23 protein-coding genes and 8 tRNA genes are annotated in these 25,110 nt (G+C 30.7%); 9 read left to right on the top strand and 22 right to left on the bottom strand.

All coding sequences use genetic code 11. The features are described 5' to 3' along the window. Nucleotides 1–143 precede the first annotated feature (143 nt). From ELQ12_RS01975 to ELQ12_RS01945, 7 genes are all read right to left on the bottom strand, one after another. Nucleotides 144–1,073, bottom strand: coding sequence for a ribose-phosphate pyrophosphokinase (locus tag ELQ12_RS01975; protein WP_002861611.1), 930 nt, complete (start codon nucleotides 1,071–1,073; stop codon nucleotides 144–146). A gap of 107 nt (nucleotides 1,074–1,180) precedes the next feature. Beyond that, entirely contained in the window at nucleotides 1,181–1,840 is a 660-nt protein-coding gene (locus ELQ12_RS01970) for an amino acid ABC transporter permease (RefSeq protein WP_053872756.1), read from the bottom strand. Nucleotides 1,841–1,850: 10 nt separating this feature from the next. Then, on the bottom strand, nucleotides 1,851–2,603 hold the full coding sequence (locus ELQ12_RS01965) for an amino acid ABC transporter permease (protein WP_002853332.1): 753 nt from the start codon (nucleotides 2,601–2,603) through the stop codon (nucleotides 1,851–1,853). A 1-nt stretch (nucleotide 2,604) separates the two neighbouring features. Then, nucleotides 2,605–3,384 carry a bifunctional adhesin/ABC transporter aspartate/glutamate-binding protein PEB1a gene (peb1A, locus tag ELQ12_RS01960; protein ID WP_070261277.1) on the bottom strand — a complete coding sequence of 260 codons (780 nt, stop codon included), beginning with the start codon at nucleotides 3,382–3,384 and terminating at the stop codon, nucleotides 2,605–2,607. A 21-nt stretch (nucleotides 3,385–3,405) separates the two neighbouring features. Continuing rightward, the gene (locus ELQ12_RS01955) at nucleotides 3,406–4,134 is read right to left on the bottom strand and encodes an amino acid ABC transporter ATP-binding protein (RefSeq protein ID WP_052858624.1); all 729 of its coding nucleotides are present in this window, start codon (nucleotides 4,132–4,134) and stop codon (nucleotides 3,406–3,408) included. 135 nt (nucleotides 4,135–4,269) lie between these two features. Next, entirely contained in the window at nucleotides 4,270–5,058 is a 789-nt protein-coding gene (locus ELQ12_RS01950; protein ID WP_052858622.1) for a CheR family methyltransferase, read from the bottom strand. A 15-nt stretch (nucleotides 5,059–5,073) separates the two neighbouring features. Then, nucleotides 5,074–5,628, bottom strand: a complete 555-nt coding sequence (locus tag ELQ12_RS01945) for a chemotaxis protein CheB (protein ID WP_053872752.1) — start codon at nucleotides 5,626–5,628, stop codon at nucleotides 5,074–5,076. Between the two features lie 163 nt (nucleotides 5,629–5,791). Here ELQ12_RS01945 and rpiB point away from each other — a divergent pair, with 163 nt between their 5' ends. The 6 genes from rpiB to ychF are packed head-to-tail and all read left to right on the top strand — an operon-like array spanning nucleotide 5,792 to nucleotide 10,269. Then, nucleotides 5,792–6,229, top strand: a complete 438-nt coding sequence (gene rpiB / locus ELQ12_RS01940; protein ID WP_002861617.1) for a ribose 5-phosphate isomerase B — start codon at nucleotides 5,792–5,794, stop codon at nucleotides 6,227–6,229. After that, on the top strand, nucleotides 6,229–6,561 hold the full coding sequence (locus ELQ12_RS01935) for a membrane protein (RefSeq protein ID WP_002853247.1): 333 nt from the start codon (nucleotides 6,229–6,231) through the stop codon (nucleotides 6,559–6,561). Before rpiB ends, ELQ12_RS01935 begins: the two co-directional genes overlap by 1 nt. After that, a complete protein-coding gene (gene apt, locus ELQ12_RS01930) occupies nucleotides 6,558–7,106 on the top strand; it encodes an adenine phosphoribosyltransferase (RefSeq protein ID WP_044779227.1) in 549 nt (182 codons plus the stop codon). The genes ELQ12_RS01935 and apt overlap by 4 nt, the downstream gene beginning before the upstream one ends. A gap of 18 nt (nucleotides 7,107–7,124) precedes the next feature. After that, nucleotides 7,125–7,721, top strand: coding sequence for a DedA family protein (locus ELQ12_RS01925; protein ID WP_002861619.1), 597 nt, complete (start codon nucleotides 7,125–7,127; stop codon nucleotides 7,719–7,721). Beyond that, nucleotides 7,718–9,169, top strand: coding sequence for a leucyl aminopeptidase (locus tag ELQ12_RS01920; protein WP_002861620.1), 1,452 nt, complete (start codon nucleotides 7,718–7,720; stop codon nucleotides 9,167–9,169). The genes ELQ12_RS01925 and ELQ12_RS01920 overlap by 4 nt, the downstream gene beginning before the upstream one ends. Then, complete coding sequence (ychF, locus tag ELQ12_RS01915) at nucleotides 9,166–10,269, top strand: redox-regulated ATPase YchF (protein WP_052949390.1); 1,104 nt, start codon at nucleotides 9,166–9,168, stop codon at nucleotides 10,267–10,269. Before ELQ12_RS01920 ends, ychF begins: the two co-directional genes overlap by 4 nt. Nucleotides 10,270–10,290: 21 nt before the next feature. Here the strand turns inward: ychF and argH are convergent, their stop codons facing one another. From argH to ELQ12_RS01890, 5 genes are read right to left on the bottom strand one after another with little or no spacing between them, the layout of a single operon-like run. Then, a complete protein-coding gene (gene argH, locus ELQ12_RS01910; protein WP_070243241.1) occupies nucleotides 10,291–11,673 on the bottom strand; it encodes an argininosuccinate lyase in 1,383 nt (460 codons plus the stop codon). Nucleotides 11,674–11,682: 9 nt separating this feature from the next. Continuing rightward, on the bottom strand, nucleotides 11,683–13,257 hold the full coding sequence (gene pckA, locus ELQ12_RS01905; protein ID WP_070285649.1) for a phosphoenolpyruvate carboxykinase (ATP): 1,575 nt from the start codon (nucleotides 13,255–13,257) through the stop codon (nucleotides 11,683–11,685). 12 nt (nucleotides 13,258–13,269) lie between these two features. Continuing rightward, nucleotides 13,270–15,069 carry a biotin/lipoyl-containing protein gene (locus ELQ12_RS01900; RefSeq protein WP_052949387.1) on the bottom strand — a complete coding sequence of 600 codons (1,800 nt, stop codon included), beginning with the start codon at nucleotides 15,067–15,069 and terminating at the stop codon, nucleotides 13,270–13,272. Between the two features lie 31 nt (nucleotides 15,070–15,100). Beyond that, on the bottom strand, nucleotides 15,101–16,441 hold the full coding sequence (locus ELQ12_RS01895; RefSeq protein ID WP_052949386.1) for a sodium-dependent transporter: 1,341 nt from the start codon (nucleotides 16,439–16,441) through the stop codon (nucleotides 15,101–15,103). A gap of 12 nt (nucleotides 16,442–16,453) precedes the next feature. Further along, nucleotides 16,454–17,788 carry a sodium-dependent transporter gene (locus ELQ12_RS01890; protein WP_052949385.1) on the bottom strand — a complete coding sequence of 445 codons (1,335 nt, stop codon included), beginning with the start codon at nucleotides 17,786–17,788 and terminating at the stop codon, nucleotides 16,454–16,456. 231 nt (nucleotides 17,789–18,019) lie between these two features. Between ELQ12_RS01890 and ELQ12_RS01885 the strand changes: the two genes are divergently transcribed. From ELQ12_RS01885 to ELQ12_RS01875, 3 genes are all read left to right on the top strand, one after another. Further along, nucleotides 18,020–18,358, top strand: a complete 339-nt coding sequence (locus tag ELQ12_RS01885; RefSeq protein ID WP_052949384.1) for a F0F1 ATP synthase subunit C — start codon at nucleotides 18,020–18,022, stop codon at nucleotides 18,356–18,358. A gap of 35 nt (nucleotides 18,359–18,393) precedes the next feature. After that, a tRNA-Leu gene (locus ELQ12_RS01880) sits at nucleotides 18,394–18,479 on the top strand. 195 nt (nucleotides 18,480–18,674) lie between these two features. After that, nucleotides 18,675–19,586: an AEC family transporter gene (locus tag ELQ12_RS01875; protein ID WP_002861688.1), complete on the top strand. Its 912-nt coding sequence runs from the start codon at nucleotides 18,675–18,677 to the stop codon at nucleotides 19,584–19,586. Between the two features lie 7 nt (nucleotides 19,587–19,593). Here the strand turns inward: ELQ12_RS01875 and ELQ12_RS01870 are convergent, their stop codons facing one another. The 10 genes from ELQ12_RS01870 to ELQ12_RS01825 form a co-directional block, all read right to left on the bottom strand. Further along, nucleotides 19,594–23,106, bottom strand: a complete 3,513-nt coding sequence (locus tag ELQ12_RS01870; RefSeq protein WP_002861689.1) for an acyl-[ACP]--phospholipid O-acyltransferase — start codon at nucleotides 23,104–23,106, stop codon at nucleotides 19,594–19,596. A gap of 24 nt (nucleotides 23,107–23,130) precedes the next feature. Further along, the gene (locus ELQ12_RS01865; protein WP_070243244.1) at nucleotides 23,131–23,517 is read right to left on the bottom strand and encodes a hypothetical protein; all 387 of its coding nucleotides are present in this window, start codon (nucleotides 23,515–23,517) and stop codon (nucleotides 23,131–23,133) included. 66 nt (nucleotides 23,518–23,583) lie between these two features. Further along, nucleotides 23,584–23,660, bottom strand: a tRNA-Asp gene (locus ELQ12_RS01860). A gap of 51 nt (nucleotides 23,661–23,711) precedes the next feature. Further along, nucleotides 23,712–23,787, bottom strand: a tRNA-Val gene (locus tag ELQ12_RS01855). Nucleotides 23,788–23,793: 6 nt separating this feature from the next. Further along, nucleotides 23,794–23,869, bottom strand: a tRNA-Arg gene (locus ELQ12_RS01850). Between the two features lie 19 nt (nucleotides 23,870–23,888). After that, a tRNA-Lys gene (locus ELQ12_RS01845) sits at nucleotides 23,889–23,964 on the bottom strand. A gap of 4 nt (nucleotides 23,965–23,968) precedes the next feature. Beyond that, a tRNA-Asp gene (locus tag ELQ12_RS01840) sits at nucleotides 23,969–24,045 on the bottom strand. Nucleotides 24,046–24,096: 51 nt separating this feature from the next. Next, a tRNA-Val gene (locus ELQ12_RS01835) sits at nucleotides 24,097–24,172 on the bottom strand. A gap of 7 nt (nucleotides 24,173–24,179) precedes the next feature. Next, nucleotides 24,180–24,255, bottom strand: a tRNA-Lys gene (locus tag ELQ12_RS01830). A 61-nt stretch (nucleotides 24,256–24,316) separates the two neighbouring features. After that, entirely contained in the window at nucleotides 24,317–25,102 is a 786-nt protein-coding gene (locus ELQ12_RS01825) for an amino acid ABC transporter permease (protein ID WP_070242964.1), read from the bottom strand. Between the last annotated feature and the right edge of the window lie 8 nt (nucleotides 25,103–25,110).

Genomic DNA, 25,110 nt, shown 5'->3' with positions numbered 1-25,110 from the left:
TTTTCAAAGAATAACAGATTTATAGATTAAATTGTATAGAAAGATGTTTAGTTTTTTCACATTTTTAAAAAAATATATGTTTTTTGTTTCTTTAAGTAGCATAAAAATGAAAAGCTTAAAAACAATCTTTAAGCTTTTTTAATCTAAATAAAGAGAGAATTTACACTTTCGTTATGATAAACACGACGTATTACTTCAGCAAAAACAGATGTAACACTTAATACTTTAATATTTGGTAATTGCTCTTTTAAAGGTATAGTATCTGTTACTACAAGCTCATCTAAAGCTCCACTTGCTATTCTCTCATAGGCTTTTCCACTTAAAACTGCATGAGTACAGCAAGCCATAACAGATTTTGCACCTTTTTCTTTTAAAGCTTCTGCAGCTTTAACTATAGTGCCAGCAGTATCAATAATATCATCTACTAGGATAACTTCTTTATCTTTTACATCTCCAATGATGTTCATTACTTCACTTTCATTGGCTTTTTCGCGACGCTTATCAACTATAACTATATCAAGTCCTAAATGCTTTGCAACACTCCTAGCTCTTGCAACACCGCCTATATCTGGACTTCCTATAATAGCATTTTTAAAATGTTTGGCTTTAATATAATCATTAAAAACTATACTTCCATAAAGATTATCTACTGGAATATCAAAAAAACCCTGAATTTGCCCTGCATGCAAATCTATCGTAGCTACGCGATCAATCCCAGCTGCCTGAATCAAATTAGCCACAAGTTTAGCAGTAATTGGCACCCTAGGATTTGCTTTTCTATCTTGTCTCGCATAGCCAAAATATGGGATAATAGCCGTAATCGAATTTGCACTTGAGCGACGCAAAGCATCTGTAAGAATTAAAAGTTCCATTAAATTATCGTTTGTAGGAGCGCAAGTACTTTGAATAATAAAAACATCCTTTCCGCGTACGCTCTCATCAATTTGAACACTAATCTCTCCATCACTAAATCGTTTTACTCCAGCATCACTTAAAGGCAGGGAAAGATATTTAGAAACTTGTCTTGCAAATTCCACATTAGCTGAGCCTGAAAAAATTTTATAACCTCGCATAAAAAACCTTAATCAATAAAATTATGAATTAATACAAAAGATTTTAATAAAAAAAATGTTAAAAACTGCTGTAAATTTAAAAAGCTTATATAAAAATATAAGCTTTTTTAAGAAATGTAAGCTGTCTTTTTAGCATAATATCTTACTAACATAGAAAGTGAAAAACATATTATAAAATAAATTCCCGCAACAACACCTATCATCGCTAAAATTTCTTCAAAACTTCTTAGTTTTGCCAATATAGTTTTTGAATTATAAGTAAGTTCAGCTATACCTAAACCCGCTAAATAAGCTGTATCCTTTACAGTGGTTACAATTTGAGATAATAAAGCAGGTATTATTTTTCTAAAAGTTTGTGGTAAAATAATATAAAAAAGAGTAAAAAATTTACCAAAACCTTGAGAATAAGCTGCTTCAAACTGACCTTTTGGTATAGAATTTAATCCACCTCTAATAATTTCAGCCATAACCGAACTCGTATAAAGTGAAAATCCTATAGTACCCCAAAAAGCTTGAGGAAATTGTCCAAAAAATACAGGTAGAACAAAACAAGCTGCAAGCATCCATAATAATAAAGGAGTATTTCTAAAAATATCTATATAGCAAGCTGCTAAAAATTTACTTAATCTATCCCCATAATTTTTAGTTATAGCTAAAAAAGTTCCAAAAATAATCGAAATAATACAAGTTGCTAAGGCTATTTTTAATGTCAGAAATAAACCTTGCATTAAAAATTCAATATTTTGTGCATTAAAAACATTTTCCATTAACAACCCTTTATCTCGTTAAATGTGCTTTTTTTAATTTATTTTCATAAGCCTTTGCAAAATAAGCCAAAGGATAACAAATTATAAAATATAAAACCGCTGCAAATATATAAGCTGGCGCATAATTTCCATAATCAGCTGCGTAACTATCAGCAGAATGCATTAACTCAGCTCCACCTACAATAAGCAATACAGAGGTATTTTTGATTAAATTTACCATTTGATTTGTCATCGGTGGTAAAATAATTCTAATGGTTTGAGGTACTATAATATAACGCATTTGTTGAATATAAGTAAACCCTTGAGACGCAGAAGCTTCAAACTGACCTCTTGGTACAGCCAAAATTCCACTTCTAACCACCTCGCTTACATAAGCTCCGTGATAAGCCCCAACACCCAATACACCAATAGTAAATATATCAAGTCTTATACCTAAAACAGGCAAGGCATAAAACAAAAAGAAAATTTGTATTACCAAAGGAACATTTTGAAAAAGCTCTACGTAAATTCTAGTGTAGGCTCTGATAATTTTAAATCTACTTGTAGCCATAACTCCGCCTATAGTTCCAAAAATTGTAGCTATAAGCAAAGCAAGAATGCTTACTTCTAAAGTATAAATAAAACCATTAATAAAAGCATCTTTATTATCCAAAGCATCTAAAAATTTCCATACCGCAAAAGGGCTTATACTATTTTCATCATATAAACCCCAAGAAGTAAGAATTTGTCTTAAATGTTCAACAAAACCTACACTTTCATTCATATTATAAACCCCATTTTTTCGCTAAAGCATCAATTTCACTTTTATGTTCTTTTACAAAATCATCAACATATTTTGCAAAAGCTGGATCATCTTTTTTGGTTACAATACCATAAGTTTGTGGTTCAAAACTATCTGGTAAAATTTCACTTTTATCATCCACATAACCTAACAATATTGATTTGTCTACAGAAAACGCATCAACTCTTTTAGCATCTAAAGCAGCTTTTATACTTGGATAATCAGGAAATTCACTAAATTTAACATCGACACCAATTTTTTTAGCAGCTTCACCTATAGCTTTTTTTGTAGTTGCAGCTTGAGCTACTCCAATATTTGCACCTTTCATATCAGCTAAAGATTTATAATTTTTTTCTTTTAAAACTAAAAGCCCTATAGCATCTTGATAATAAGGCTCTGAGAAATTATAAATTCTTTTTCTCTCTGGAGTAATAGTAAAAGTTGCTATCACTGCATCTACACTACCATTATCAAGCAAAGGGCCTCTTGTTTTAGCATTAACTGCGACTAGTTTTATTTTTTTATCATCACCTAATATACTTTTAGCTAGCAATTTGGCAACATCTACTTCAAAACCTTTAATTTCACCTGTTGCTTGATCAAGTAAAGCATAATGTGGAACATCATTTTTAACACCAACTATTAATTGTCCTTTAGATTTAATAGACTCAAGTTTACCTTCTGCTGCATTAGCATTGCTAAATGCAACACAAGCACCTAGAGCAAAAACTGCCAACTTTAATAAAGATTTTCTAAAAACCATTTTTTCTCCTTTCAATTTTGGTTAATTTTTAAGAATTTTCCCTAAAAAGAGTCGCGCTCTTTCGGTTTTTGGATTTGAGAAAAATTCACTAGGAATATTTTCTTCCACAATAGCGCCATCTTCCATAAAAATAATCCTATCTGCTACTTCTTTTGCAAAACCCATTTCGTGTGTAACAACCACCATGGTAGTATTGCTTTGGCGTGAAATTTCTTTCATTACATCTAAAACCTCTTGTATGGTTTCTGGATCAAGGGCTGAAGTAGGTTCATCAAATAAAATATAGGGTTTTTTAGTACAAAGTGATCTTGCTATAGCAACGCGTTGTTGTTGTCCGCCTGAAAGGGTTGCTGGATAAACATTTGCTTTATCCACTAAACCTACGACTTTTAAATACTTAAAAGCTGTTTCTTCAGCTTCTTTTTTAGATTTTTTTTGAAGTTTCATTGGAGCTAAGGTTAAATTTTGCAAAACCGTCATATGTGGATATAAATTAAAATGCTGAAAAACCATTGCACAATATTTTCGACAAATTTCAATTTTATTTTTATGATTTAAAACAAGATTGTTAACTACTACCTCGCCTGAACTAACTTCTTCAAGCCCATTCATGCAACGGATAGTTGTACTTTTTCCACTTCCACTTGGACCTATAATAACAAGCTTCTCACCTTCTTTAACAGAAAGATTGATATTCTTTAGAACATGATGAGTTCCGTAGTATTTATTTACATTTTTTAATTCAATCAAGTTTTTTCCTTTATTTCTAACTAAATATAAAATTAATTAAAATTATTTTATCATTAAATAAAGAAAACTACTTCAAAATGTAACTTATTTTTACCAATAAATTTCCAAAGTGTAACTTTTAGTAATTTTTAGAATTTATACTTTTTCATAGTAAACACCTCTTGGAGAGAAAATCTTTTTAAAATAAATAGTCTCTGGAATCAAATCAGCATTGCCAATATAAAGCCTTCCTTTGTCATTTAAAATTCTATGAAATCTCTCCATAAGTTTTAGTTTTGATTCATGATCAAAATAAATAATCATATTTCTAGAAGCTATAATATCAAATTTTCCCAATCTTGAAAATTTTTCTTCAAAAACATTGCAAAGTTCAAATTTACAGGTACAAAGCTCATTTTTATTAATAGTATAAAATTTATCTTCGCTTTCTAAAAAAAACCTTCTTTTTTCACTCTCACTCAATCGCTGTAAAGTTCTTCCTTGATATTTTCCAAGTTTTGCTTTTTCAATCACGCTTGAATTAATATCAATGCCTAAAATATACATATCTTTAATAAAATTCTGTGCAGCCAGTAACGCTAAAGAATATACTTCTTCTCCACTTGAACAAGGGGCACTTAGGATATTTACTCTCTTTTCTAAGCTTTTGGCATAATAAATTATTTCTTTCAATTGAGCCAATTCTCTTAAAAAATAAGTTTCACCTATGGTTACAAAATCTAAAGTTTCTTGTTTAAGTTGTCTATTACTTTTTAATTTTCCCAAAAATTCGGAAAAATTTTTAGTATTAGTTCCTTCAAGAAATTTATTCAACTTTAAAGCTAATATATTTTTTTTATCGGTTAAATCAATACCGCTCATTTCGTTGATAATTTTTATAAATTCATTAAGTTCTAATTCGCTAGGAGTTATTTTTTTTTCCATGTAATTTTCCTTTTATTAATCCTGATCAATAAAATTTATAATTTCTTTTTTAATTTCTTTTAAGCTCATAGGTTTTAAATGTGGATTCATATCTTTTGCTCTTTTTGGCATACCATAAACGACGCTATCTGCCTCATTCTCACATAAACATCTAACCCCTGTTTTATAAAGCTCAAATAAACCTTTTGCGCCATCATCTCCCATACCCGTTAAAATAATAGCAAGTATTTTATTTGTTTTTGCCAAAGAAACAGCGGAATGAAAAAGCAAATCTACACTTGGCTTAAAACTTGATACCACATCTTGCCAAGAGGCTACAATATTTAAATTTCCAGATAAAATAGTATTTTTAGGGCAAATATAAATTTTATTGCTTAATATCTCTTTATCGTTCAATAAGCACACTTCACTAAAAGCCTCCTTATTAAATTGCCTCACAAAAGATGGAATAAAACTAACACTCATGTGTTGAGCTATAACTACACAAGTATTTTTTATATCAATATCCTTTAAAAGAAATTTAAGCTGATTAGGACCACCTGTTGAAGATCCTATGAGTATGAGCTTCATTTTCTTCTCCCCTTAATTTATTGAAATTTTATTTTTCTTGTCGTAAATTCTAACATATATAAAGAAAAATAAAGCTTATTTTTAAAAAAAGAAAAGCTGTTTTTATGATTTAATATGATAAGATTAGATTTTTATCTTATTTTATATAGTAATTAGGAAACCAATGCTTAGGGAAAAAATTTATATTGCTAGCGATCATGCTGGTTTTGAATTAAAAGAAAAAATTTGCGTATTTTTAAAAGAAAAAAATATAATTTTTAACGATTTAGGAACAAACACTTGCGCAAGCTGTGATTATCCTGATTATGCACATTTACTTGCCGAAAAAATAGACAAACGAAGCTTTGGCATTCTTATTTGTGGAAGTGGAATTGGAATTTCTATTGCAGCAAATCGTCATAAAAACATTCGCTGCGCATTATGCCATGAAAGCTTAAGTGCGGAACTTGCAAGAAGACATAATGATGCCAATGTTTTGGCATTAGGTGGAAGATTAATCGGGATTGAATTAGCTACAGATATTATAGAAAAATTCATTCAAACTCCTTTTGAAGAAGGGAGACATATGCAAAGAATTCAAAAAATTGAGGTAAAAATATAATGTTTACAAACTGGCTTGTTTTAACTATATTAATTTGTGCAACTATCTATCTGATTGTAATGTTGTTTTACTATAAAACTCTACTTAATAAAGAAAAAACATCAAAAGATTTTATCAAAAACAATCTTGATGATACTGAGATTGTTATTAGAAAACTACAAATCCAACTTCAAAGAAGTCTTGGAAATATAGATATACTCACAGAAGAGCTTAATAAAATCAAAGCAGACCTTACATCTTTAAGAACTAGAAATTCTCAATATCGTTTAGAAAATGACAAACTAAGACAAAGAATTAAAGAATTAGAAGCAAAAATCGAGGCATTATTATGATAAAACTAACACAAGAAGAACAAAAATACCTGCTTGATAGCATTAGAATTATTGCTGATTTTCCAAAAAAAGGAATTATTTTTAGAGATATTACCACTCTACTAAATAACAAAGAGGCTTTAAATTTTCTACTTAAACATTTAAAAGAACGCTACAAAGATTACAATCTAGACTTCATAGCAGGAACAGAAAGCAGAGGATTTATCTTTGCATCTATGATTTGTGCAAAACTTAATCTTCCTTTTGTGCCTATTAGAAAACCTGGAAAACTCCCTTTTGAAACCTTTAGCTGCGAATATGATCTTGAATATGGCAGCGATAAAGTAGAACTTCATAAAGATGCATTTAAAAATATTCAAAATGCAAAGGTTTTACTTGTAGATGATTTAATAGCAACTGGCGGAACAGCTATAGCTTCGTATGAACTCATTCAAAAAGCTGGAGCAAAATGCGTTGAAGCTTGTTTTTTAATGAATCTTAAAGATTTAAATGGAGCAAATAAACTTGAAAAACTTACTTCAGTTTATAGTGTTTTAGAAATTTAAAACTATAGAAAGGCGCAAATGGAAGAATTTTTAAAAAATTTACTTTACCAATACAAAGATCTAGCATATATTATTATTTTTTTATGGTGTATTTTAGAAGGGGAGTTGGCTTTAATTTTGGCAGGTATTTTTGCCCATCAAGGACATGTAAATTTAGGCTTTGTTATATTTATAGCAGGACTTGGTGGTTTTGTAGGCGATCAAATTTATTTCTATATAGGAAGATATAATAAACGCTACATACAAAAAAAATTAAAAACCCAAAGGCGTAAATTTGCAGTAGCACACTTACTTTTACAACGTTTTGGTTGGCCTATTATTTTTATACAACGCTATATGTATGGCTTTAGAACCATTATACCTATGAGTATAGGAGTCACGCGTTATAGTGCAAAAAAATTTGCTATTATCAATCTTTTTAGTGCTTGGGTTTGGGCATCAATCACTATACTTTTAGCTTGGTATTTTGGAGAACAAATTTGGAAGATGGTGACTTGGGCTGAAGAACATTGGTATTATGCAGCCATTATTATTATAGCTTTTTTATCCCTTTTATTATTTGGTTTTAAACAAATGGAAAAAGCTATACTTAAAGATAAAAGGAAAAAATCATGAAATTTGAATTAAACGATAAAAAACTAGATGCTATAAAAGCAGACTTTGAACTTATTTTTATACAGGATAAAAATTTAAAAAATTTTAACAAAGAAAAAGATTTTTTTAAACTTAATAATTACAAAGGCGAAGGTGTATTACTAGACTTAAACAATAAAAAGCTTTATTTAGAGCTTAAAAGCCTTGCTTATGAGGATATAAGATTAAGTCTTTGCACAGCATATAAAACTCTTGAAAAGCTTAATATAAAAAGCGTAAAACTTCCTAGCATAATAGGAGATTGTGTAGTTAGAAGTTTTACATCTTTAGTTGAAGGCGTACTTTTTGGAGCTTATAAATTTGATAAATATAAAAGCGAGAAAAAAACAAGCACTTTGGAAAAATTTATTATTTCAAGCGAAGAATTAAATGGTAAGAAATTTAATAAAGATGAAGCTAAGATAGGCTTGGAGCGTGGAGAAATTTTAGCTAATGCCACAAATTTTACTAAAAATATAGTCAATGAAATTCCTGAAATTTACACCCCTTTAAAAATGGCAGAAGATGCGCAAAATTTAGCTAAAGAAAATAAAAACATTATTTGTAAAATTTATGATGAAAAATTTTTGGCCAAAGAAAAAATGAATGCTTTTTTGGCAGTCAATCGTGCCTCGGTACATCCACCACGCCTCATTCATCTAAGCTATAAAGCCAAAAATGCAAAAAAACGTGTTGTATTTGTTGGAAAAGGCTTAACTTACGATAGCGGTGGATTAAGCTTAAAACCAGCTGATTTTATGCTTACAATGAAAGCTGATAAAAGCGGTGCAGCAGCAGCAATGGGGATCATAAAAGCCGTAGCCGAGCTTGCTTTAGATTTAGAAGTGCATTGTATTTTAGGTGCAACTGAAAATATGATAGGCGGCAATGCTTATAAGCCTGATGATGTGTTAATCAGTCGCGAAGGCGTAAGTATAGAAGTAAGAAATACAGATGCAGAAGGACGCTTGGTTTTAGCTGATTGTCTTTCTTTTGCACAAGATTTAAAACCTGATTTACTTATCGATATGGCAACACTTACTGGAGCTTGTGTTGTAGGACTTGGAGAATTTACAAGTGCTATTATGGGAAACAATGAAGAATTGCAAAATGATTTTTATCTAAGCTCTAAAAAAAGTGGAGAATATACTACAATCTTACACTTTAACCCCCACTTAAGAGAACTTATAAAATCAAATATTGCCGATATTAGCAACACTGCCTCTAGTCGCTATGGAGGCGCAATTACCGCGGGGTTATTTTTAGATAAATTTATTCGTAAAGAATATAAAGACAAATGGTTACATCTTGACATAGCAGGACCTGCTTATACGGAAAAATCTTGGGGATATTCTAGTTTTGGTGCAGGTGGAGCTGGAGTTAGAATGTGTGTTAATTATCTAATTCAAATTTTAAGGAAAGCTAAATGAGTTTAAGCGTAGGTATAGTAGGACTTCCAAATGTTGGCAAATCAACGACTTTTAATGCTTTAACTAAAGCACAAAATGCCCAAAGTGCAAACTATCCTTTTTGTACCATAGAGCCTAACAAAGCCATGGTTGAAGTTCCTGACTTAAGACTTAATGAACTTGCTAAAATCGTAAAACCTGAAAGAATTATGCATTCTTTAATAGAATTTGTAGATATCGCTGGACTTGTTAAAGGCGCAAGTAAGGGTGAAGGCTTAGGAAATAAATTTCTTTCAAATATACGCGAAACTGAGGTTATTTTACACATAGTGCGTTGTTTTGATGAAGAAAATATCACCCATGTTGAAGGTGGAGTTAATCCTTTGCGTGATGTAGAAATTATCAATACAGAGCTTATTTTAGCAGATATTGAACAACTTAGTAAAAAAATAGAAAAACTCACCAAAGAAACCAAAGCCAACCAAAAGGGTGCTAAAGAAAGCCTCGAACTTGCAAATTCTTTACTTGATCATTTAAACAAAGGCTTAGCTGCAAGTTCTTATCCTGAAAAAGAAAACGAAATTTATCAAGCCTTAATCAAAGAATTAAGACTGCTTTCTGCTAAAGAAGTGATTTATGGTGCAAATGTTGATGAAAATGGTATTAGTGAAGATAATGATTATGTAAAAGCTTTAAAAGAATATGCTAAAAAAAATGATCATGAAGTTATCAAGCTTTGTGCAAAAATCGAAGAAGAATTAGTAGGATTAAGCGATGAAGAAAGCCATGAATTTTTAAGTTCTCTAGGAGTTAACGAAAGCGGTCTTGATCAAATCATACGCACTGCTTTTACTAAGCTTGGACTGATCAGTTATTTTACCGCTGGTGTAGTTGAAGTGCGTTCTTGGACAATCAAAAAAGGCTGGAAAGCACCAAAAGCAGCGAGCGTGATTCATAATGACTTTGAAAAAGGCTTTATAAAAGCTGAAGTTATTTCCTATGAAGACTATATCCAATACAAAGGCGAAAATGGTGCCAAAGAAGTAGGAAAGCTACGCCTTGAAGGAAAAGACTATATCGTTTTAGACGGCGATGTAATGCATTTTAGATTCAATGTTTAGGCAAAATAGCCTAAACAATATTTATAAATTTTGAATAAAACCTTCCAAAATTTGAATTTGCTTTTCTACGCTTGCAATAGAACTTGAGCCTTCACTTTGCTTAGAATTTAAAGAAAATTCAAAATTTAAAAGTTCCATAGCTTTTTCATCAAATACAGGATCTATTTTTGAAAGATCTTTAATTTCACTTATATCAATACCTTGTGCTTCAGCTTGTGCAACAACATTTCCCACTATAAAATGTGCTTTTCTAAAAGGAATATTTTTTTCACGCACCAAATAATCCGCCAAATCGGTAGCCAACAAATGACCTTTTTTACAAGCATTAAGCATATTTTCTTTATCAATTCGTATTTCTTTTAACATTGCATTTAAGATGATTAAACTATCTTTAGCGGTTTTTACACTATCAAAAAGCCCTTCTTTATCTTCTTGCATATCTTTATTGTAAGCTAAAGGTAGAGCTTTCATTATAGTTAAAAGAGAAATCAGATTTCCATAGACACGCCCTGTTTTTCCGCGTATAAGTTCACAAACATCGGGATTTTTTTTCTGAGGCATGATAGAACTTCCTGTTGAAAAACTATCACTTATGGATATAAAAGAAAATTCCGAACTTGAAAATAAAATCATTTCCTCGCAAAGTCTTGAAGTGTGTGTAAAAATAACTGCTATATCATAAAGTAAATCAAGAGCAAAATCTCTATCACTCACTCCATCCATAGCATTTGGCATAATCTCCTTAAATCCTAAAATTTCAGCACTCAACTCACGATTGGTAGCATAGCTTGTTCCTGCACACGCACAAGACCCAAGTGGCGAAAAATCAGCGAGTTTTAGACTATTTTGCAAACGCTTAATATCTCGCATTAGCATAAAAGCATAAGCTAAAATATAAAAAGAAAAACTCACAGGCTGAGCGTGTTGTAAATGTGTAAAACTTGGCATAATAGTTTTTTTATGCACTTTGGCATGTTCGAGCATGGTTTGAATCAATTCTTTTAAAAGCTTTATAAGTTCAATATGAGATTTTTTGACAAAAAGTTTAAAATCAGTAGCCACTTGATCATTTCTACTTCTTGCAGTATGAAGTCTTCCACCAATTTCACTACCTATAAGCTCGCTTAAACGCTTTTCTACAGCCATATGAATATCTTCATCTTTAATATCAAAAATAAATTTGCCTTGCTCTATTTCACTTCTAACCTGCTCTAAACCTTTTATAATAGCATCTAATTCTTCTTTTTTTAAAATACCACAACTTTCAAGCATTGTAGCGTGTGCTATAGAACCTTGTATATCTTCATTGAACAAAGTTTTATCTACATTTAAACTTGCATTAAATTCTTTTAAAAGCTCATCACTTGCACCACTAAAACGTCCTGACCACATTTCATTTTTCATTTAAATGCCTTAAATTTTTGGTCCAAATTTGCTAAATTCAATGCCTTCTTTGACATCTTCATAACGTTTAAAATTTTGTATAAACATATGTGCTAATTTATCTCTTGTTGCAATATAATCATTTTTATCTGACCAAGTATTTATAGGATTTAAAAGCGTGCTTTCTACACCTTCTAAAGCTTTTGGAATAGCTAAATCAAACACTTCAAAATTTTCAAATTCGCATTTTGCAATACTTCCATCTAGAATAGCATTAATGCAAGCCCTAGTAGCCTTAATGCTCATTCTTTTACCCACACCGTAGCTTCCACCGCTCCAGCCTGTATTAACAAGATAAACATTAGCTTCATGCTTTTCAATCTTTTCACCAAGTAATCTCGCATAAACCGTTGGATGCAAAGGCATAAAAGGTTCTCCAAAACAAGCTGAAAAAGTTGCTTGAGGTTCTAAAATACCACGCTCAGTTCCAGCTACTTTTGCTGTATAACCACTTAAAAAATAATACATAGCCTGCTCTTTGCTTAGTTTACTTACTGGAGGTAAAATTCCAAAAGCATCTGCACTTAAAAATATAATATTTTTTGGATGCCCTGCTTTTAGACTAGGCTCATGATTTTCAATATGCTCTATAGGATAAGAAACTCTTGTATTTTCTGTTTTTGAAGCATCAGCATAATCAACACTCTTATCGGCTCTTAAAACTACATTTTCTAAAAGTGCATTTCTTTTAATGGCACTATAAATTTCAGGCTCATGTTCAGGATCGAGATTGATTGTTTTTGCGTAACAACCACCCTCAAAATTAAATACACCTTCATCATCCCAACCATGTTCGTCATCACCTATAAGTTTTCTTTTTGGATCGGTTGAGAGTGTAGTTTTTCCAGTACCACTAAGTCCAAAGAAAAGTGCTACATCACCTTTTTCTCCGACATTTGCACTACAATGCATAGAAAGTTTATTTTCTAGTGGCAACCAATAATTCATCATAGAAAAAATACCTTTTTTCATTTCTCCGCCATACCAAGTTCCGCCAATAACCGCTATATTTTCTTCAACATTAAAGATTACAAAAACCTCTGAATTTAAACCATCTTGTTTGTAATCTTCATTGATACATTTGCAAGCATTATAAACAATAAAATCTGCTTTAAAATTCTCAAGTTCTTCTTGACTTGGGCGAATAAACATATTTTTAACAAAATGTGCTTGCCATGCAATTTCAGTAACAAATCTTACTGCTTTGCGACTTTGCAAAGAAGCGCCACAAAAAGCATCTTGAACATAAATTTTCTTTCCACTTAATTCTTGTTTTGCTTTAGTCAAAAGCTTATCAAATAATTCTTTTGTAATGGGCTGATTTACCTTTCCCCAAGCAATATACTTACTAGATGGATCTTGTTTTACAAAATATTTATCTTTAGGACTTCTACCTGTAAAAATTCCTGTATCCACACAAAAAGTATCATTATCCGTACTTAAACCTTCATTATTTGCTTTTTCATGAGCATTTAATTCATCATAACTTAAATTATGAAAAATTTCTTTTATATTGTCCAAGCCTAAATTATCAAATTTTTTCATCTTTCCCTCACTTTAATTCTTATAGATAGCTAATACTTCACCTTCGTTAACAGTATCGCCTATTTTAATACAAAGCTCTGAAATAATTCCATCTTTTGGGGCATTAACTTCAATCTCCATTTTCATTGCTTCTAAAACCATGATGGCTTGACCTGATTTTACTTCTTCACCTTCGTTAACATAAATTTTAAAGACATTACCTGAAATACCTGCTAAAACTTCATTTTCAGCATCTACAGAACTTGTTGAATTTGAAGAAACAATATTTTTATTTTCTTCTACTTTTTTTACACTTTTAACATTAACATCTTTATCAAAACCATAGCTTACCTCTACATGATATTTATTACCATTTACAGCTACGGTAAATTTGTTTTCATCTACACTCATAGGCTTTGGCATACTAGCTAATTTGCGTACATTTACCTTTGCCTCTCCTTTTAAAAATGCTATACCTTTTTCTTTACAAGCTGCTGCAATAAATATATTTTCTTCACTCGTTTCTATACTCTCTTTTTCAAGCAAGGTTTTAGTATAAACTATACTTTTACTCTCATCTTTATCAGCTATATTAATAGCAAGCTCTGTAGTAGGTTCTAAATTAAGTTGTTTTGAAGCAAGTTCAACAATATTTGCATCGGGTGTAACAGGAGTTTTTCCAAAATAACCAAGCACCATTTTTCCATAACCTTCTGCTATTTTTTTCCAAGGTCCAAACATCACATTATTAAAAGCTTGTTGAAAATAAAATTGAGAAACTGGAGTAACCGAAGTACCAAATCCACCTTTTTCTACAACTTCTCTCATAGCATGAATGACTTGTGGAAATTTATCTAAGATATTATTATCTCTCATCATTTGTGTATTTGCTGTTAAAGCTCCTCCTGGCATAGGAGAAAAAGGAATAAGTGGATTTACCATAGTAGCTTCAGGTGGTAAAAAATATTCTTTTAAACAATCTTTTAAAACTTCTTCGTATTTTAGAATTTTTTCTTCCTCAAGTCCGCCTAAATCATAATCTTTGCCTTTTAAAGCATGCATCATGGTTAAAATATCAGGTTGAGAGGTTCCGCCACTTACTGGAGCCGCAGCCAAATCGATACCATCAACCCCTGCTTCAAGTGCTGCAAGATAGCAGGCTATACTCACCCCTGCAGTTTCATGCGTATGAAGTCTAATATGCATATCTTGAGGTAAAATTTTTCTTGCCATTTTAATGGTTTCATAAATTTTATTTGGATTAGAAGTCCCACTTGCATCTTTGAAACAAATACTATGAAAAGGAATTTCTGCTGCTAAAATTTCTTTTAAAATTTTTTCATAAAAAGGCACATCATGAGCACCTTTACAATTTGGCGGTAAATCCATTAAAGTAATAGTAATTTCATGCTTTAACCCATGTTTTACTATACATTCACCACTAAATTTTAAATTATTTACATCATTAAGGGCATCAAAATTTCTTATCGTTGTAGTACCGTGTTTTGCAAAAAGTTTTGCATGCAAATCAATAAGTTCACTACTTCCAGTATCTAAAGTAACAGTATTAACCCCTCTTGCTAAAGTTTGAAGATTGGTATCTTTTCCTACAATAGCCCTAAATCTATCCATCATGGTAAAAGCATCTTCATTAAGATAAAAATACAAGCTTTGAAATCTAGCACCACCGCCAAATTCAAAATGTGTAATTCCTGCTTCTTTTGCTGCTTCTACTGCAGGAAAAAAATCATCCATTAAAACCCTAGCTCCATAAACAGACTGAAAACCATCTCTAAAGCTTGTATCCATTACATCGATGAATTTTTTAGCCATTATTTTTCCTTAAAAAAATATTTTTTCATTATTATACAAAAATTTGATAACACATTACCAAAATTATTGCTATAGGCGATATAAAACGAATAAAAAACAACCAAATTAAGAAAATTTTTCGACTTATAAATTTAGAAAAAATTTTATAAATTTGTTTTTTATTCATAAAAAAACCTACAAATATAGAGCATACTATAGCACCAAGTGGAAGTAAAAAATTTGAAGTTAATTTATCCAATAAAGTAAAAAAATCTTTACCAAAAAAACTAAACATAGAAAAAAAATTTAAATTTAACGACAAGATACAACAAATTCCAAAAACAAAAACAAATAAACCTATTAAAAATAGAGCTTTAACACGAGAAATTTGATAGTTATTAATCATATAAAAAGTTAAAGGCTCTATCATTGAAACAGCTGAAGTAATACCAGCAAAAAAAAGTGCTAAGAAAAAACAAAATGCAAAAATATAGCCTAAAGCTCCAAGTTGATTAAACAAACTCATCAAGGATACAAAAACAATTCCTGCTCCTTGAGTATGCGGATCGGCTCCAAATTCAAAGATAAAAGTAAAAACAATAAGTCCCATGATAAAAGAAATCAATAAGTTAATCAAAACAATATACACTGAACTTTTTATAAAATTTGTTTTTTTATCCAAGGCTGATGAATATGTAACTATACAACCTATTCCCAAGCATAAGGTAAAAAATGCAAGCCCTAAAGCTTCGGCAATAGAGCTAAATTTAAAATGTGAAAAATCAGGATAAAATAAATAAGAAAAAGCATTTGCAAAACCTTGCTTAAATCCCATACAATAAAACAACATAAAAACAAGCATTAAAAATAAGCTAGGCATTATAACAACGTTTAATTTTTCAATCCCTTTGATTAAACCTTTAGATACTATCAATAAAGTAAGAAAAAAAGATAAAATGAAGAAAAAAACAGAACTTGTCAAATTTGCAGTAATTAAATTCTGAAAATTACTTGCTGCTTCATCTAAAGTTTTAGGAAGATAATAAAGACTAACTACAGTATATTTTAAAACCCATCCCATGATAACTAGATAAAAAGAGAGAACAAAAATACCACCTAACATAAAAACGCCGCCATATCGCCATCTATTGCCATATTTTATGGCAAGATTTGAATAAGCATTTGCAAGATCACTTTTACTTAAACGTCCCATAGCCACTTCAGCCAAAAAAATACTAAATCCTATGGTTAAAGTAAAAAACAAATATAAAAGCACAAAAACAAAACCACCATTTTCTGCACTTAAAGTTGGAAATTTCCAAGCATTACCTAAACCAACGGCTCCACCAGCAACAGCCAATACAAAACCGATTTTTGAAAAATATGTTCTCATTATTTTTCAAACTCACTTTAAAAAAGCGGCTATCATAACTATAACAACAGCCAAAGGGGAAATAAATCTCAAAAACACATACCAAAGTTCAAAAAATATACCCCTCATATAAGGTTCAAATAAAATTTTTAAAGCTTCTTTTTTCATCACAAATCCCACAAAAATAGCTGCCAAAATTCCACCTAAAGGCATAATAACCTTACTTGAAATACTATCAAGCAAATCAAAAAAACTCATTCCAAAAAATCCAAACTGAGTACTTTTTAAAGAAGATAAAATACACAACATTCCTAAAATATAAACAACAATTCCTATTAAAATCAAAGCTTTTTTACGGCTCATACCAAAAGTATTAATAAGGTAAAAAGCAAAAGGCTCTATCATTGAAACAGCTGAAGTAATACCAGCAAAGATTAAAGAAATAAAAAATGCTGCTCCAAAAATACAACCAATCACCCCAATTTTTTCAAATAAAGTAGCCAAGGAAATAAAAACAAGTCCTGGTCCTTGCTGATTAGGATTGTAACCAAATTCAAAGATAAAAGTAAAAACAACCAAACCCATTAATAAACCAACTAAAAGATTGATAAAAATAATATTTAAAGTACTGGTAATAAAATTAGTTTTATCAGGCAGACTAGCAGAATAAGTAATAATCGTTCCAACGCCCAAAGAAAGACTAAAAAAGGCAAGCCCTAAGGCTTCAAGAACATTTGAAGTGTTGATTTTGGAAAAATCAGGCACAAAAAGAAATTTAACCGCCATCATAAAACCATCTTTACTAATAGCATAAACAAGCATCAAAATAAGTAAAATAAACAATGAAGGCATCATCCAAACATTTAACTTTTCAATCCCATTCTTAACACCTTTAGAAACAATATAAAAAACACATAAAAAAACTAAAGTAAAACAAATAAACTGACTTAAAAAATCCTCACTTGTAAAAAATCCAAACTGCGCTTTACTTACTTCTAGATCCATAGGCAAATTTCCAGTGATACTTAAAAACACATATTTAACTATCCAGCCAATCACCAAGGTATAAAAAGAAACTATTAAAATCGCCCCCACCATAGTAAAACCAACATAAGACCAAGTTTTTTTATTTGAAGGTGCTAACTTTTCATAGGCATTAACCGGATCTTTTTCACTAATTTTTCCTATGCTAAGCTCAGCTAAAAATATCACAAAACCTACACCTAAAGTAAGAATTATATAAAGCAAGATAAAAGCAGATCCACCACTTTGACCTACTAGTGTTGGAAATTTCCAAGCATTACCCAAGCCCACTGCTGAACCTGCTACCGCTAAAATGAAACCTATTTTTGAAAATTTAGAACTCAATGTTACAACCTTAATTTAAAAATTATTTTAAAATATTATTAAAGCAAAAAAACTTTTAAGCTTTATTAAAAACAATCAAATTTAAATCAAAAATGTGAATTTTTGTAAATTTCAATAAAAATAAAGATACTTTTGGTTATAATTCGGCTTTATTTTTAAGTCTTAAGTAGGGATACGCAAGCCGAACTGATTTAAAAATTGAAAAATATTTTTTATAGAAAGGTTAAGATAATGAAAAAAGTTCTTTTTTTATTATTAGCATGTGCAGCAGTAGCTTTTGCAGCTGAAACTAACGCTCCAGTAGAGCAAGAAGCTATCAATATATGGATTAAAGCATTTTCAGTTCTTGCAGCAGGTTTAGGTCTTGGTGTTGCAGCACTTGGTGGTGCTATCGGTATGGGTAATACCGCAGCGGCAACAATTGCAGGAACAGCTAGAAACCCTGGTCTTGGGCCAAAATTAATGACAACTATGTTTATCGCTTTAGCGATGATTGAAGCACAAGTTATCTATGCTCTTGTTATCGCGCTAATAGCACTTTATGCAAATCCTTTTATAGTTTTACAATAAAACTGATTAAAGCCCTTTTTTGGGCTTTTTTTTATGCGGTTATGGTGGAATTGGTAGACACGCCATCTTGAGGGGGTGGTGCGCTCCGCGTGTGCGAGTTCAAATCTCGCTAACCGCACCATTATTTAAAATTATAATCATTCAACTTAAAATACCAACTATTCAAAATCAAATTTCAACTTACAATTTCTTAAAGTTACAAAAAATAAAAAATATTGGTTTTTTAAAAAACTTAAAAAATATTAAGATTTTTTTTAAGTATAAAGAATATAATTCTATCCGTTTTCAAAAACCATCCCTTAAAAAGGATTATTCAATGTTTGTTTTTATACCATTATTTACAATTTTTATTTTACTTGCAGGCGGATATTTTGCCAAAAGAATTGGCGTTTTAAAGCAAAAACAAGCTAGGACTTTTTTAGATTTTGCTATTATTTTTGCTTTACCTTGTTTGATTTTCGATAAAGCATATCATTTAAATTTTGATTTTTCATTGATTATTTTTATTTTTATTGGATTGTTTAGCTGTATACTAGCAGCTTTTTTTGCTATTCTTATTGGAAAAGTTTTTCATTTTTCTAAAGTAACTTTAGTCAGTATGTTTTTGCTTTCTTGTTTTGGAAATACTATATTTGTGGGTATGCCTATTGTTGCTGGTATATTTAATGACCCACAATTTAGCGCTGAAGTTATATTTTACGATGCTTTAGCCACAACTTTACCTATATCACTTTTTGGACCTTTTATACTTTCTTTGGGAAATGGAGAAAAAGTCAGTTTACTTGCTAATGTTAAAAAAATTCTTAGTTTTCCACCTTTTTTAGCTTTGCTTTTTGGTTTTTTGTGCAAATTAATTACTTTACCTGAATTTATTTTCTCTCCTATTCGTTTATTTGGCGCTTCTGCAACCCCTGTTGCACTTTTTGCCATAGGTTTAGGACTTGGCTTTATGGCGATTAAAACCTCTTACAAACCTACAGTAATTGTCATCTTTGCTAAAATGATTTTAGCTCCTTTATTTTTTGTATTTTGTTTAAAAATATTTAATTTAGAATTAAAAAATTCTACCATTGTTGCTATTATAGAAAGCGCAGCTCCTACTATGACCTTAGCAGGAGCTATGGTAATGAAAGCTAAACTAGATAGCAATTTAGCCGTAAGTGCTGTAGCCTTTGGAGTTCTTTTTGCTTTTGTTTCTATGCCAATTTTAATTTGGGCTTTGTTATAAGCTCAAATTATATGGCTAAATTTTTAGCTAATTCTTTAACTTTTTTAAGATCAACTTTTCCTGAACCTAGGAGGGGAATTTTTTCTATTTGAAAATAATATCTAGGTTTAAAAAGTGTAGGTATATTAGAATTTTTTATAATCTCACATACTCTTTCAAAAATTTCATTATTACATTCTATGAGTAAAGCAATTTGTTCCCCTTTTTTCTCATCTTCTAAAGATGTGGCACAAAATTTAACCACTTCAGTATCTATGAATTTGGCAATTTCTTCTTCTATTGCACCCAAAGAAATCATCTCTCCGCCAATTTTTGCAAAGCGAGAATAACGATCGACAATATATAAAAAACCATCTTCATCCAAATGTCCCTTATCTCCCGTGTTGTACCATCTTATGCCATCAATTTCTTTAATAACTTCATCGGTTTTTTCTTTGTTATTAAGATAGCCTACCATAACTTGATGACCGCCTATAAGTATGAGTCCATCTTCATTTGTTTTTAAATTTTCATAATTATTTGGATCAACAATACGTACCGCAGTTCCAGGTAGAGGCATTCCTACACTTCCTTCTTTATTGGCACGATGTATAAGCCAATAATCCGCATCAAAACGATTTGGTAAATTTACACTCGCTACAGGTGTAGTTTCCGTAGCTCCATAACCTTCAAAAATGCTTTTTTTAAACTTCATTTCAAAAGCAGTTCTTACTTCATTTTTTAGTTTTTCAGCACCTGATACAACTATTCTTAAGCTTTCAAACATTAAAGCATCAAGTTTTTTATTTCTTGCATAAATTCCTAAAAAGGTTGAAGTTCCACACATAATAGTGACATTATTTTTAGCAACAGTTTTGGCAACCCCTAAGGCATCAGTTGGATCTGCAAAAGTGATACTTTTAATACCTTCAAGCAAAGGCAAAAATGTAGTTACGGTAAGTCCAAAAGCATGAAAAGGTGGTAAAGATGAGAGAATGACATCATTGTTTCTTGTGCAAAGCACATCAGAAATTTGTGCTATATTGCTTAAAATATTACGGTTATTGAGCATAACACCTTTTGGAGAACCCTCACTTCCGCTACTAAACAAAATAGCTGCGATGGCAAGATTGTTTTTTGAAGGAGTGAAGATGCTTTTGAGTATAAAACTAGGTATAATACTAACTGCTAACATCATGCTAAAAATTTTAGTTTTTTGCATTTTAAAATCTTCTACAATATCTTCAAAATAAATTAAATGTATATTTGTATCGAAATTTAGGTTTATACCTTTATTTGCTAATTTTTCTAAAAAAGTTTTAGAAGTATAAATTTGTGAAATTTGCGCATTTTTTATAGCTGCTTTTAGAGCTTTTTCTCCAGCCGTAAAATTAAGATTTACTGCAATTTTTTCTGCGATTAAAACAGATAGATTGGTTAAAGAACTTGCAAAAGAAGCAGGTAATAAAATTCCTATAGCTTCCTCTTTAGGAGCGTAACTTCCACGCCGAGAGTTAATGTTTAATTCTTTGGATTTTCTTTTAATAAAAAAATTAAGAATTAAACTAAGACTCAACATTTTTCTATAAGAAATATCTCCAGCTAGTGTATCGATAATAGCTATTTGATTTAGATTTTTTTTAGCTGTATCTATCCAAGCTCTTGCTATAGTATGCATAGCTTCGCATTGTGATTTCCAAGCCATAAAAGAAAGTTCAAAAACTTTAGCTTTAACTTCATCTTTTTTAGAATGCAAAGGCATAGCTTTACCAAAAGCTATAGCAATTTTTCTTTTATTTAAAGTGCGGTTTCTTGCTGAAAATTCTTCATCGCTTCTTGAAAAAGCACTACCCCAAAGTCCTCTTATATAAAAAGGAATAATTTTTCCATCATCTTCGCTTAAATATTCACAAGCTAATTCAAATCCTGCTTTAAATTCATTTAATTGTCCATGTCTTGAAAGCGTACCTTCAGGAAACAAGCAAACTAAATTACCTTCTTTGATATGCTTTGCTATCAGTTCTAAACTCGTCTTACTTCCTGTACTTGATACAGGAATAATACCAAATTTATCAAGAAAAATTTTAATATACCATTTAGAATAAATACTTCTTTCCATAACAAAATAAATTTTTCTTGGAATTGCCATTTGTACAACAGCCCAATCAATAAAAGAAATATGATTACCTAAAAGCAAAGCTCCACCTTTTTCTGGTATATTTTCAAAACCTTCTACAAGTAAGCGGTATCGTTGCAAAAAAGCTATGCTTAAAAGTATACGCACTAAAGAAAAGGGGAGTTTTAAAAGTATATAAAAACTTCCTATAAAGGTTACTAAAGTAATAAAATAAAACAAATAAACTACATTGATTTCAAATTTTGCAAATAAAGTTGCTAAGAGTAAAAATCCTAACATGGCAATATTTTGAAAAAAATTATTTCCTGCAAGAATTTGTCCCAATTCATTTTCTTTGGCATGAAATTGGACTAAAGTATTTAAAGGAATGATAAAAAGAGCTCCGCAAAATCCAAAAAAGAAAAATAAAAAACTATAACTTAATAAACTTACAAAATAAGGCATTAAAAAAGCCATTAAAAACATACCCAATGCACCAAGTGGAATAAGTCCAAGTTCTATATAATTTTTTGAAAATTTACCAGCTACTAAAGAGCCTAAAATCACTCCTATACCAGAAAAAGCGAGTGAAATTTGCACATAAAAAGTATTTTCTATGAAAAGTTCATTTTTGACAAAGACAGGAAAGCTAACAAGATAAAGTTGAGATATAGCCCAAAAAAATGAAATTCCTATTATGCAAAGCCAAATAGTTTTATTTTTAAAAACAAGCTTAAGATTATTTATTAGAAGTTTTCCATGAATATAGTCTTTTTTATTAAAAACTAAATCTTTATTTGTTTGTTTGAGCTTAGGTAAACGCCACGCAAAAAATACTTCGATACAAGAAAATAAAATTAGCACAATTCCTAAAGGCGCTACTTCTTTTAAAATTTCATCTGTTTGATTATACGTAGAGCTATAAAGACTTTCAAAACTTAAAGAAAATAAAGCCATTCCTGCTAAGATTGCCATAATGCTTACTGCATTAATTACACCATTGCCCATAGCAAGAAAGTCTTTTCCTACAAGTTCTTTGATAAAACCGTATTTGCTTGGTGAATAAATCGCTGCTTGTGCTCCCATTATAAAAGTAAAAATAAAAGCCATCCAAAAAGCACCGCTATAGTAACAAATGCAAATTATTAAAGTGAGTATAACATTGAAAATTGCTGAAATTTTCATTACAATATTTTTTGGATATTTATCCGCTAAAAAACCCGAAGGAGAAAGCATAAGAATAAAAGGAAGTAAAATCAAAGCATTAACTATAGCATTTAAAAATAACTGCTCGCTTCCTTCATAGGCCTTATAAATAGTATTTTGAATAATAATTTTATGTCCCAAATCCACAAAAGCATTGATGAATGCTATAAGTAAAAAAGGAATTAATCCGTAAATTTTCAAAAAAGATTTTTTTTGCATTATTTAAACCTCGTCAATTAGCACTTATTTTACAAATTTAGGAAAATTATCTATATTATCTTTTAAAATAATTCCATCGATTTTTAATTTATAAAATTTTTTAAAATTCTCTAATTTATCAACAATCATTAAAACCCTACTATCAAAAACATAAAATTCTGCAACCTTGCTAGCAAATTTTGCAAGTTTTTTATCATTGCATAGCAAAAATTTAGCTCCTAAAGCATTGGCTAAAAATATCTCGTCTTTATTTTGCGCTAAAATAGCAAATTCAAAATCATTTTGACTTAAATAAGAAATCAATTTTTCATCATAAACAATACAATAAACTTTATTATCTTTAACTTCTTCAACACTTTCAATAAAAGAAAAATCTAAATTTTTTAATAATTTATGTCCAATAATAAGCATTTTTTTCCTTAGCTCTATTTTTTATTATTTTGCAAATTATACTTATAAAATTGTTACCAAGCAAGATGGCGCAGCGGACGGGGCTCGAACCCGCGACCTCCGCCGTGACAGGGCGGCATTCTAACCAGCTGAACTACCGCTGCATCCAAAGTAAAGAAGTAGAGATTATAAAACCTATTTATGATTTTATAAAATGGTGGTCACTATAAGACTCGAACTTATGACATCCACCTTGTAAGGGTGGCGCTCTACCAACTGAGCTAAGCGACCTATGATTGGCGACCCCTAGAGGATTTGAACCTCTGTTTCCACACAGAGAGAGTGTTGTCCTGGGCCACTAGACGAAAGGGTCATAACCCTAACAATAAAAATGGTGTCCCGTGTTGGATTCGAACCAACGGCCCCCTCCTTAAAAGGGAGATGCTCTACCGGCTGAGCTAACGAGACAAGATGGCGCAGCGGACGGGGCTCGAACCCGCGACCTCCGCCGTGACAGGGCGGCATTCTAACCAGCTGAACTACCGCTGCATCCAAAGTAAAGAAGTAGAGATTATAAAACCTATTTATGATTTTATAAAATGGTGGTCACTATAAGACTCGAACTTATGACATCCACCTTGTAAGGGTGGCGCTCTACCAACTGAGCTAAGCGACCTTTATAATGGTGTCCCGTGTTGGATTCGAACCAACGGCCCCCTCCTTAAAAGGGAGATGCTCTACCGACTGAGCTAACGAGACATTTTCTGAAATAAAAATGTGATTATGCCAAAATTAGCTCTATTTGTCAAGCTTTTTTAAATCATTTTTGGCATTTTCTCTCCAAATAACGAGAAAATATACTTATAGGTAAAGTCAAAACAAGATATGTAATAGCCAAAATTACATAAGCTTCAAGAGTAGCAAAAGTATAAGAATTTATCTCTTGTGCACTTTGGGTTAATTCATTTACAGCAATGACGCTTAATAATGAACTATCTTTAATTAAATTTGCAAATTGTCCACTCAGCGGTGCTAAAATATTTTTTAAAGCTTGGGGAAAAATTACATACGCAAAAACCTGCATCTCTTTTAACCCTAAAGCCCTAGCGCTCTCAAGCTGAGATATAGAAATACTTAAAATTCCAGCTCTAAATATTTCAGCTAAGTAAGCAGCAGAAAAACATGATAAAATAATAACTCCAGCCACATATCGATTATCAAGTCCTAAATTATTTGCAATGATATAATATATCAATAATACCTGCACTAGTAAAGGGGTTCCTCTGACAAGCTCTATGTAAAATGTAGATAAAAATCTTAAAAAAACAATCGAACTTAAAGAAAAAGCACAAAAAACTCCACCTAAAATTATACTCAACAATAAAGAAAAAAAACTGATTATTAAAGTATTTAAAAAACCTTGAAGAAATTTTTCTTTATAGGTCGCAATTGCACTAAAATCAAAATGATAAGCACTTATACTAAAACCACAATAACAAAACAATATTAAAAATAAAATCAAAAGAATTAAATTAGTGATTATTTTTGACTTTGATAGAGGTTTTAAAGGTTTAAAATTCTTATTTTTTTGGATAAACAAAGACAATAAAAATC

Source organism: Campylobacter sp. US25a (assembly GCF_004379075.1).
GTDB classification, from domain to species: domain Bacteria; phylum Campylobacterota; class Campylobacteria; order Campylobacterales; family Campylobacteraceae; genus Campylobacter_D; species Campylobacter_D jejuni.
Note: the sequence above shows the minus strand (reverse complement) of the source record. Positions and strands in the feature narration are given on the sequence as shown.

What these genes read in the sequence shown, in the direction of transcription:
- pckA (WP_070285649.1), bottom strand. Translation starts at nt 13,257, where the DNA reads ATGAAAAAATTTGATAATTTAGGCTTGGACAATATAAAAGAAATTTTT.
- ELQ12_RS01920 (WP_002861620.1), top strand. Translation starts at nt 7,718, where the DNA reads ATGAAATTTGAATTAAACGATAAAAAACTAGATGCTATAAAAGCAGAC.
- ELQ12_RS01895 (WP_052949386.1), bottom strand. Translation starts at nt 16,441, where the DNA reads ATGAGAACATATTTTTCAAAAATCGGTTTTGTATTGGCTGTTGCTGGT.
- ychF (WP_052949390.1), top strand. Translation starts at nt 9,166, where the DNA reads ATGAGTTTAAGCGTAGGTATAGTAGGACTTCCAAATGTTGGCAAATCA.
- peb1A (WP_070261277.1), bottom strand. Translation starts at nt 3,384, where the DNA reads ATGGTTTTTAGAAAATCTTTATTAAAGTTGGCAGTTTTTGCTCTAGGT.
- ELQ12_RS01975 (WP_002861611.1), bottom strand. Translation starts at nt 1,073, where the DNA reads ATGCGAGGTTATAAAATTTTTTCAGGCTCAGCTAATGTGGAATTTGCA.
- rpiB (WP_002861617.1), top strand. Translation starts at nt 5,792, where the DNA reads ATGCTTAGGGAAAAAATTTATATTGCTAGCGATCATGCTGGTTTTGAA.
- argH (WP_070243241.1), bottom strand. Translation starts at nt 11,673, where the DNA reads ATGAAAAATGAAATGTGGTCAGGACGTTTTAGTGGTGCAAGTGATGAG.
- ELQ12_RS01970 (WP_053872756.1), bottom strand. Translation starts at nt 1,840, where the DNA reads ATGGAAAATGTTTTTAATGCACAAAATATTGAATTTTTAATGCAAGGT.
- ELQ12_RS01935 (WP_002853247.1), top strand. Translation starts at nt 6,229, where the DNA reads ATGTTTACAAACTGGCTTGTTTTAACTATATTAATTTGTGCAACTATC.
- ELQ12_RS01950 (WP_052858622.1), bottom strand. Translation starts at nt 5,058, where the DNA reads ATGGAAAAAAAAATAACTCCTAGCGAATTAGAACTTAATGAATTTATA.
- ELQ12_RS01875 (WP_002861688.1), top strand. Translation starts at nt 18,675, where the DNA reads ATGTTTGTTTTTATACCATTATTTACAATTTTTATTTTACTTGCAGGC.
- ELQ12_RS01885 (WP_052949384.1), top strand. Translation starts at nt 18,020, where the DNA reads ATGAAAAAAGTTCTTTTTTTATTATTAGCATGTGCAGCAGTAGCTTTT.
- ELQ12_RS01865 (WP_070243244.1), bottom strand. Translation starts at nt 23,517, where the DNA reads ATGCTTATTATTGGACATAAATTATTAAAAAATTTAGATTTTTCTTTT.
- ELQ12_RS01900 (WP_052949387.1), bottom strand. Translation starts at nt 15,069, where the DNA reads ATGGCTAAAAAATTCATCGATGTAATGGATACAAGCTTTAGAGATGGT.
- ELQ12_RS01945 (WP_053872752.1), bottom strand. Translation starts at nt 5,628, where the DNA reads ATGAAGCTCATACTCATAGGATCTTCAACAGGTGGTCCTAATCAGCTT.
- apt (WP_044779227.1), top strand. Translation starts at nt 6,558, where the DNA reads ATGATAAAACTAACACAAGAAGAACAAAAATACCTGCTTGATAGCATT.
- ELQ12_RS01965 (WP_002853332.1), bottom strand. Translation starts at nt 2,603, where the DNA reads ATGAATGAAAGTGTAGGTTTTGTTGAACATTTAAGACAAATTCTTACT.
- ELQ12_RS01925 (WP_002861619.1), top strand. Translation starts at nt 7,125, where the DNA reads ATGGAAGAATTTTTAAAAAATTTACTTTACCAATACAAAGATCTAGCA.
- ELQ12_RS01870 (WP_002861689.1), bottom strand. Translation starts at nt 23,106, where the DNA reads ATGCAAAAAAAATCTTTTTTGAAAATTTACGGATTAATTCCTTTTTTA.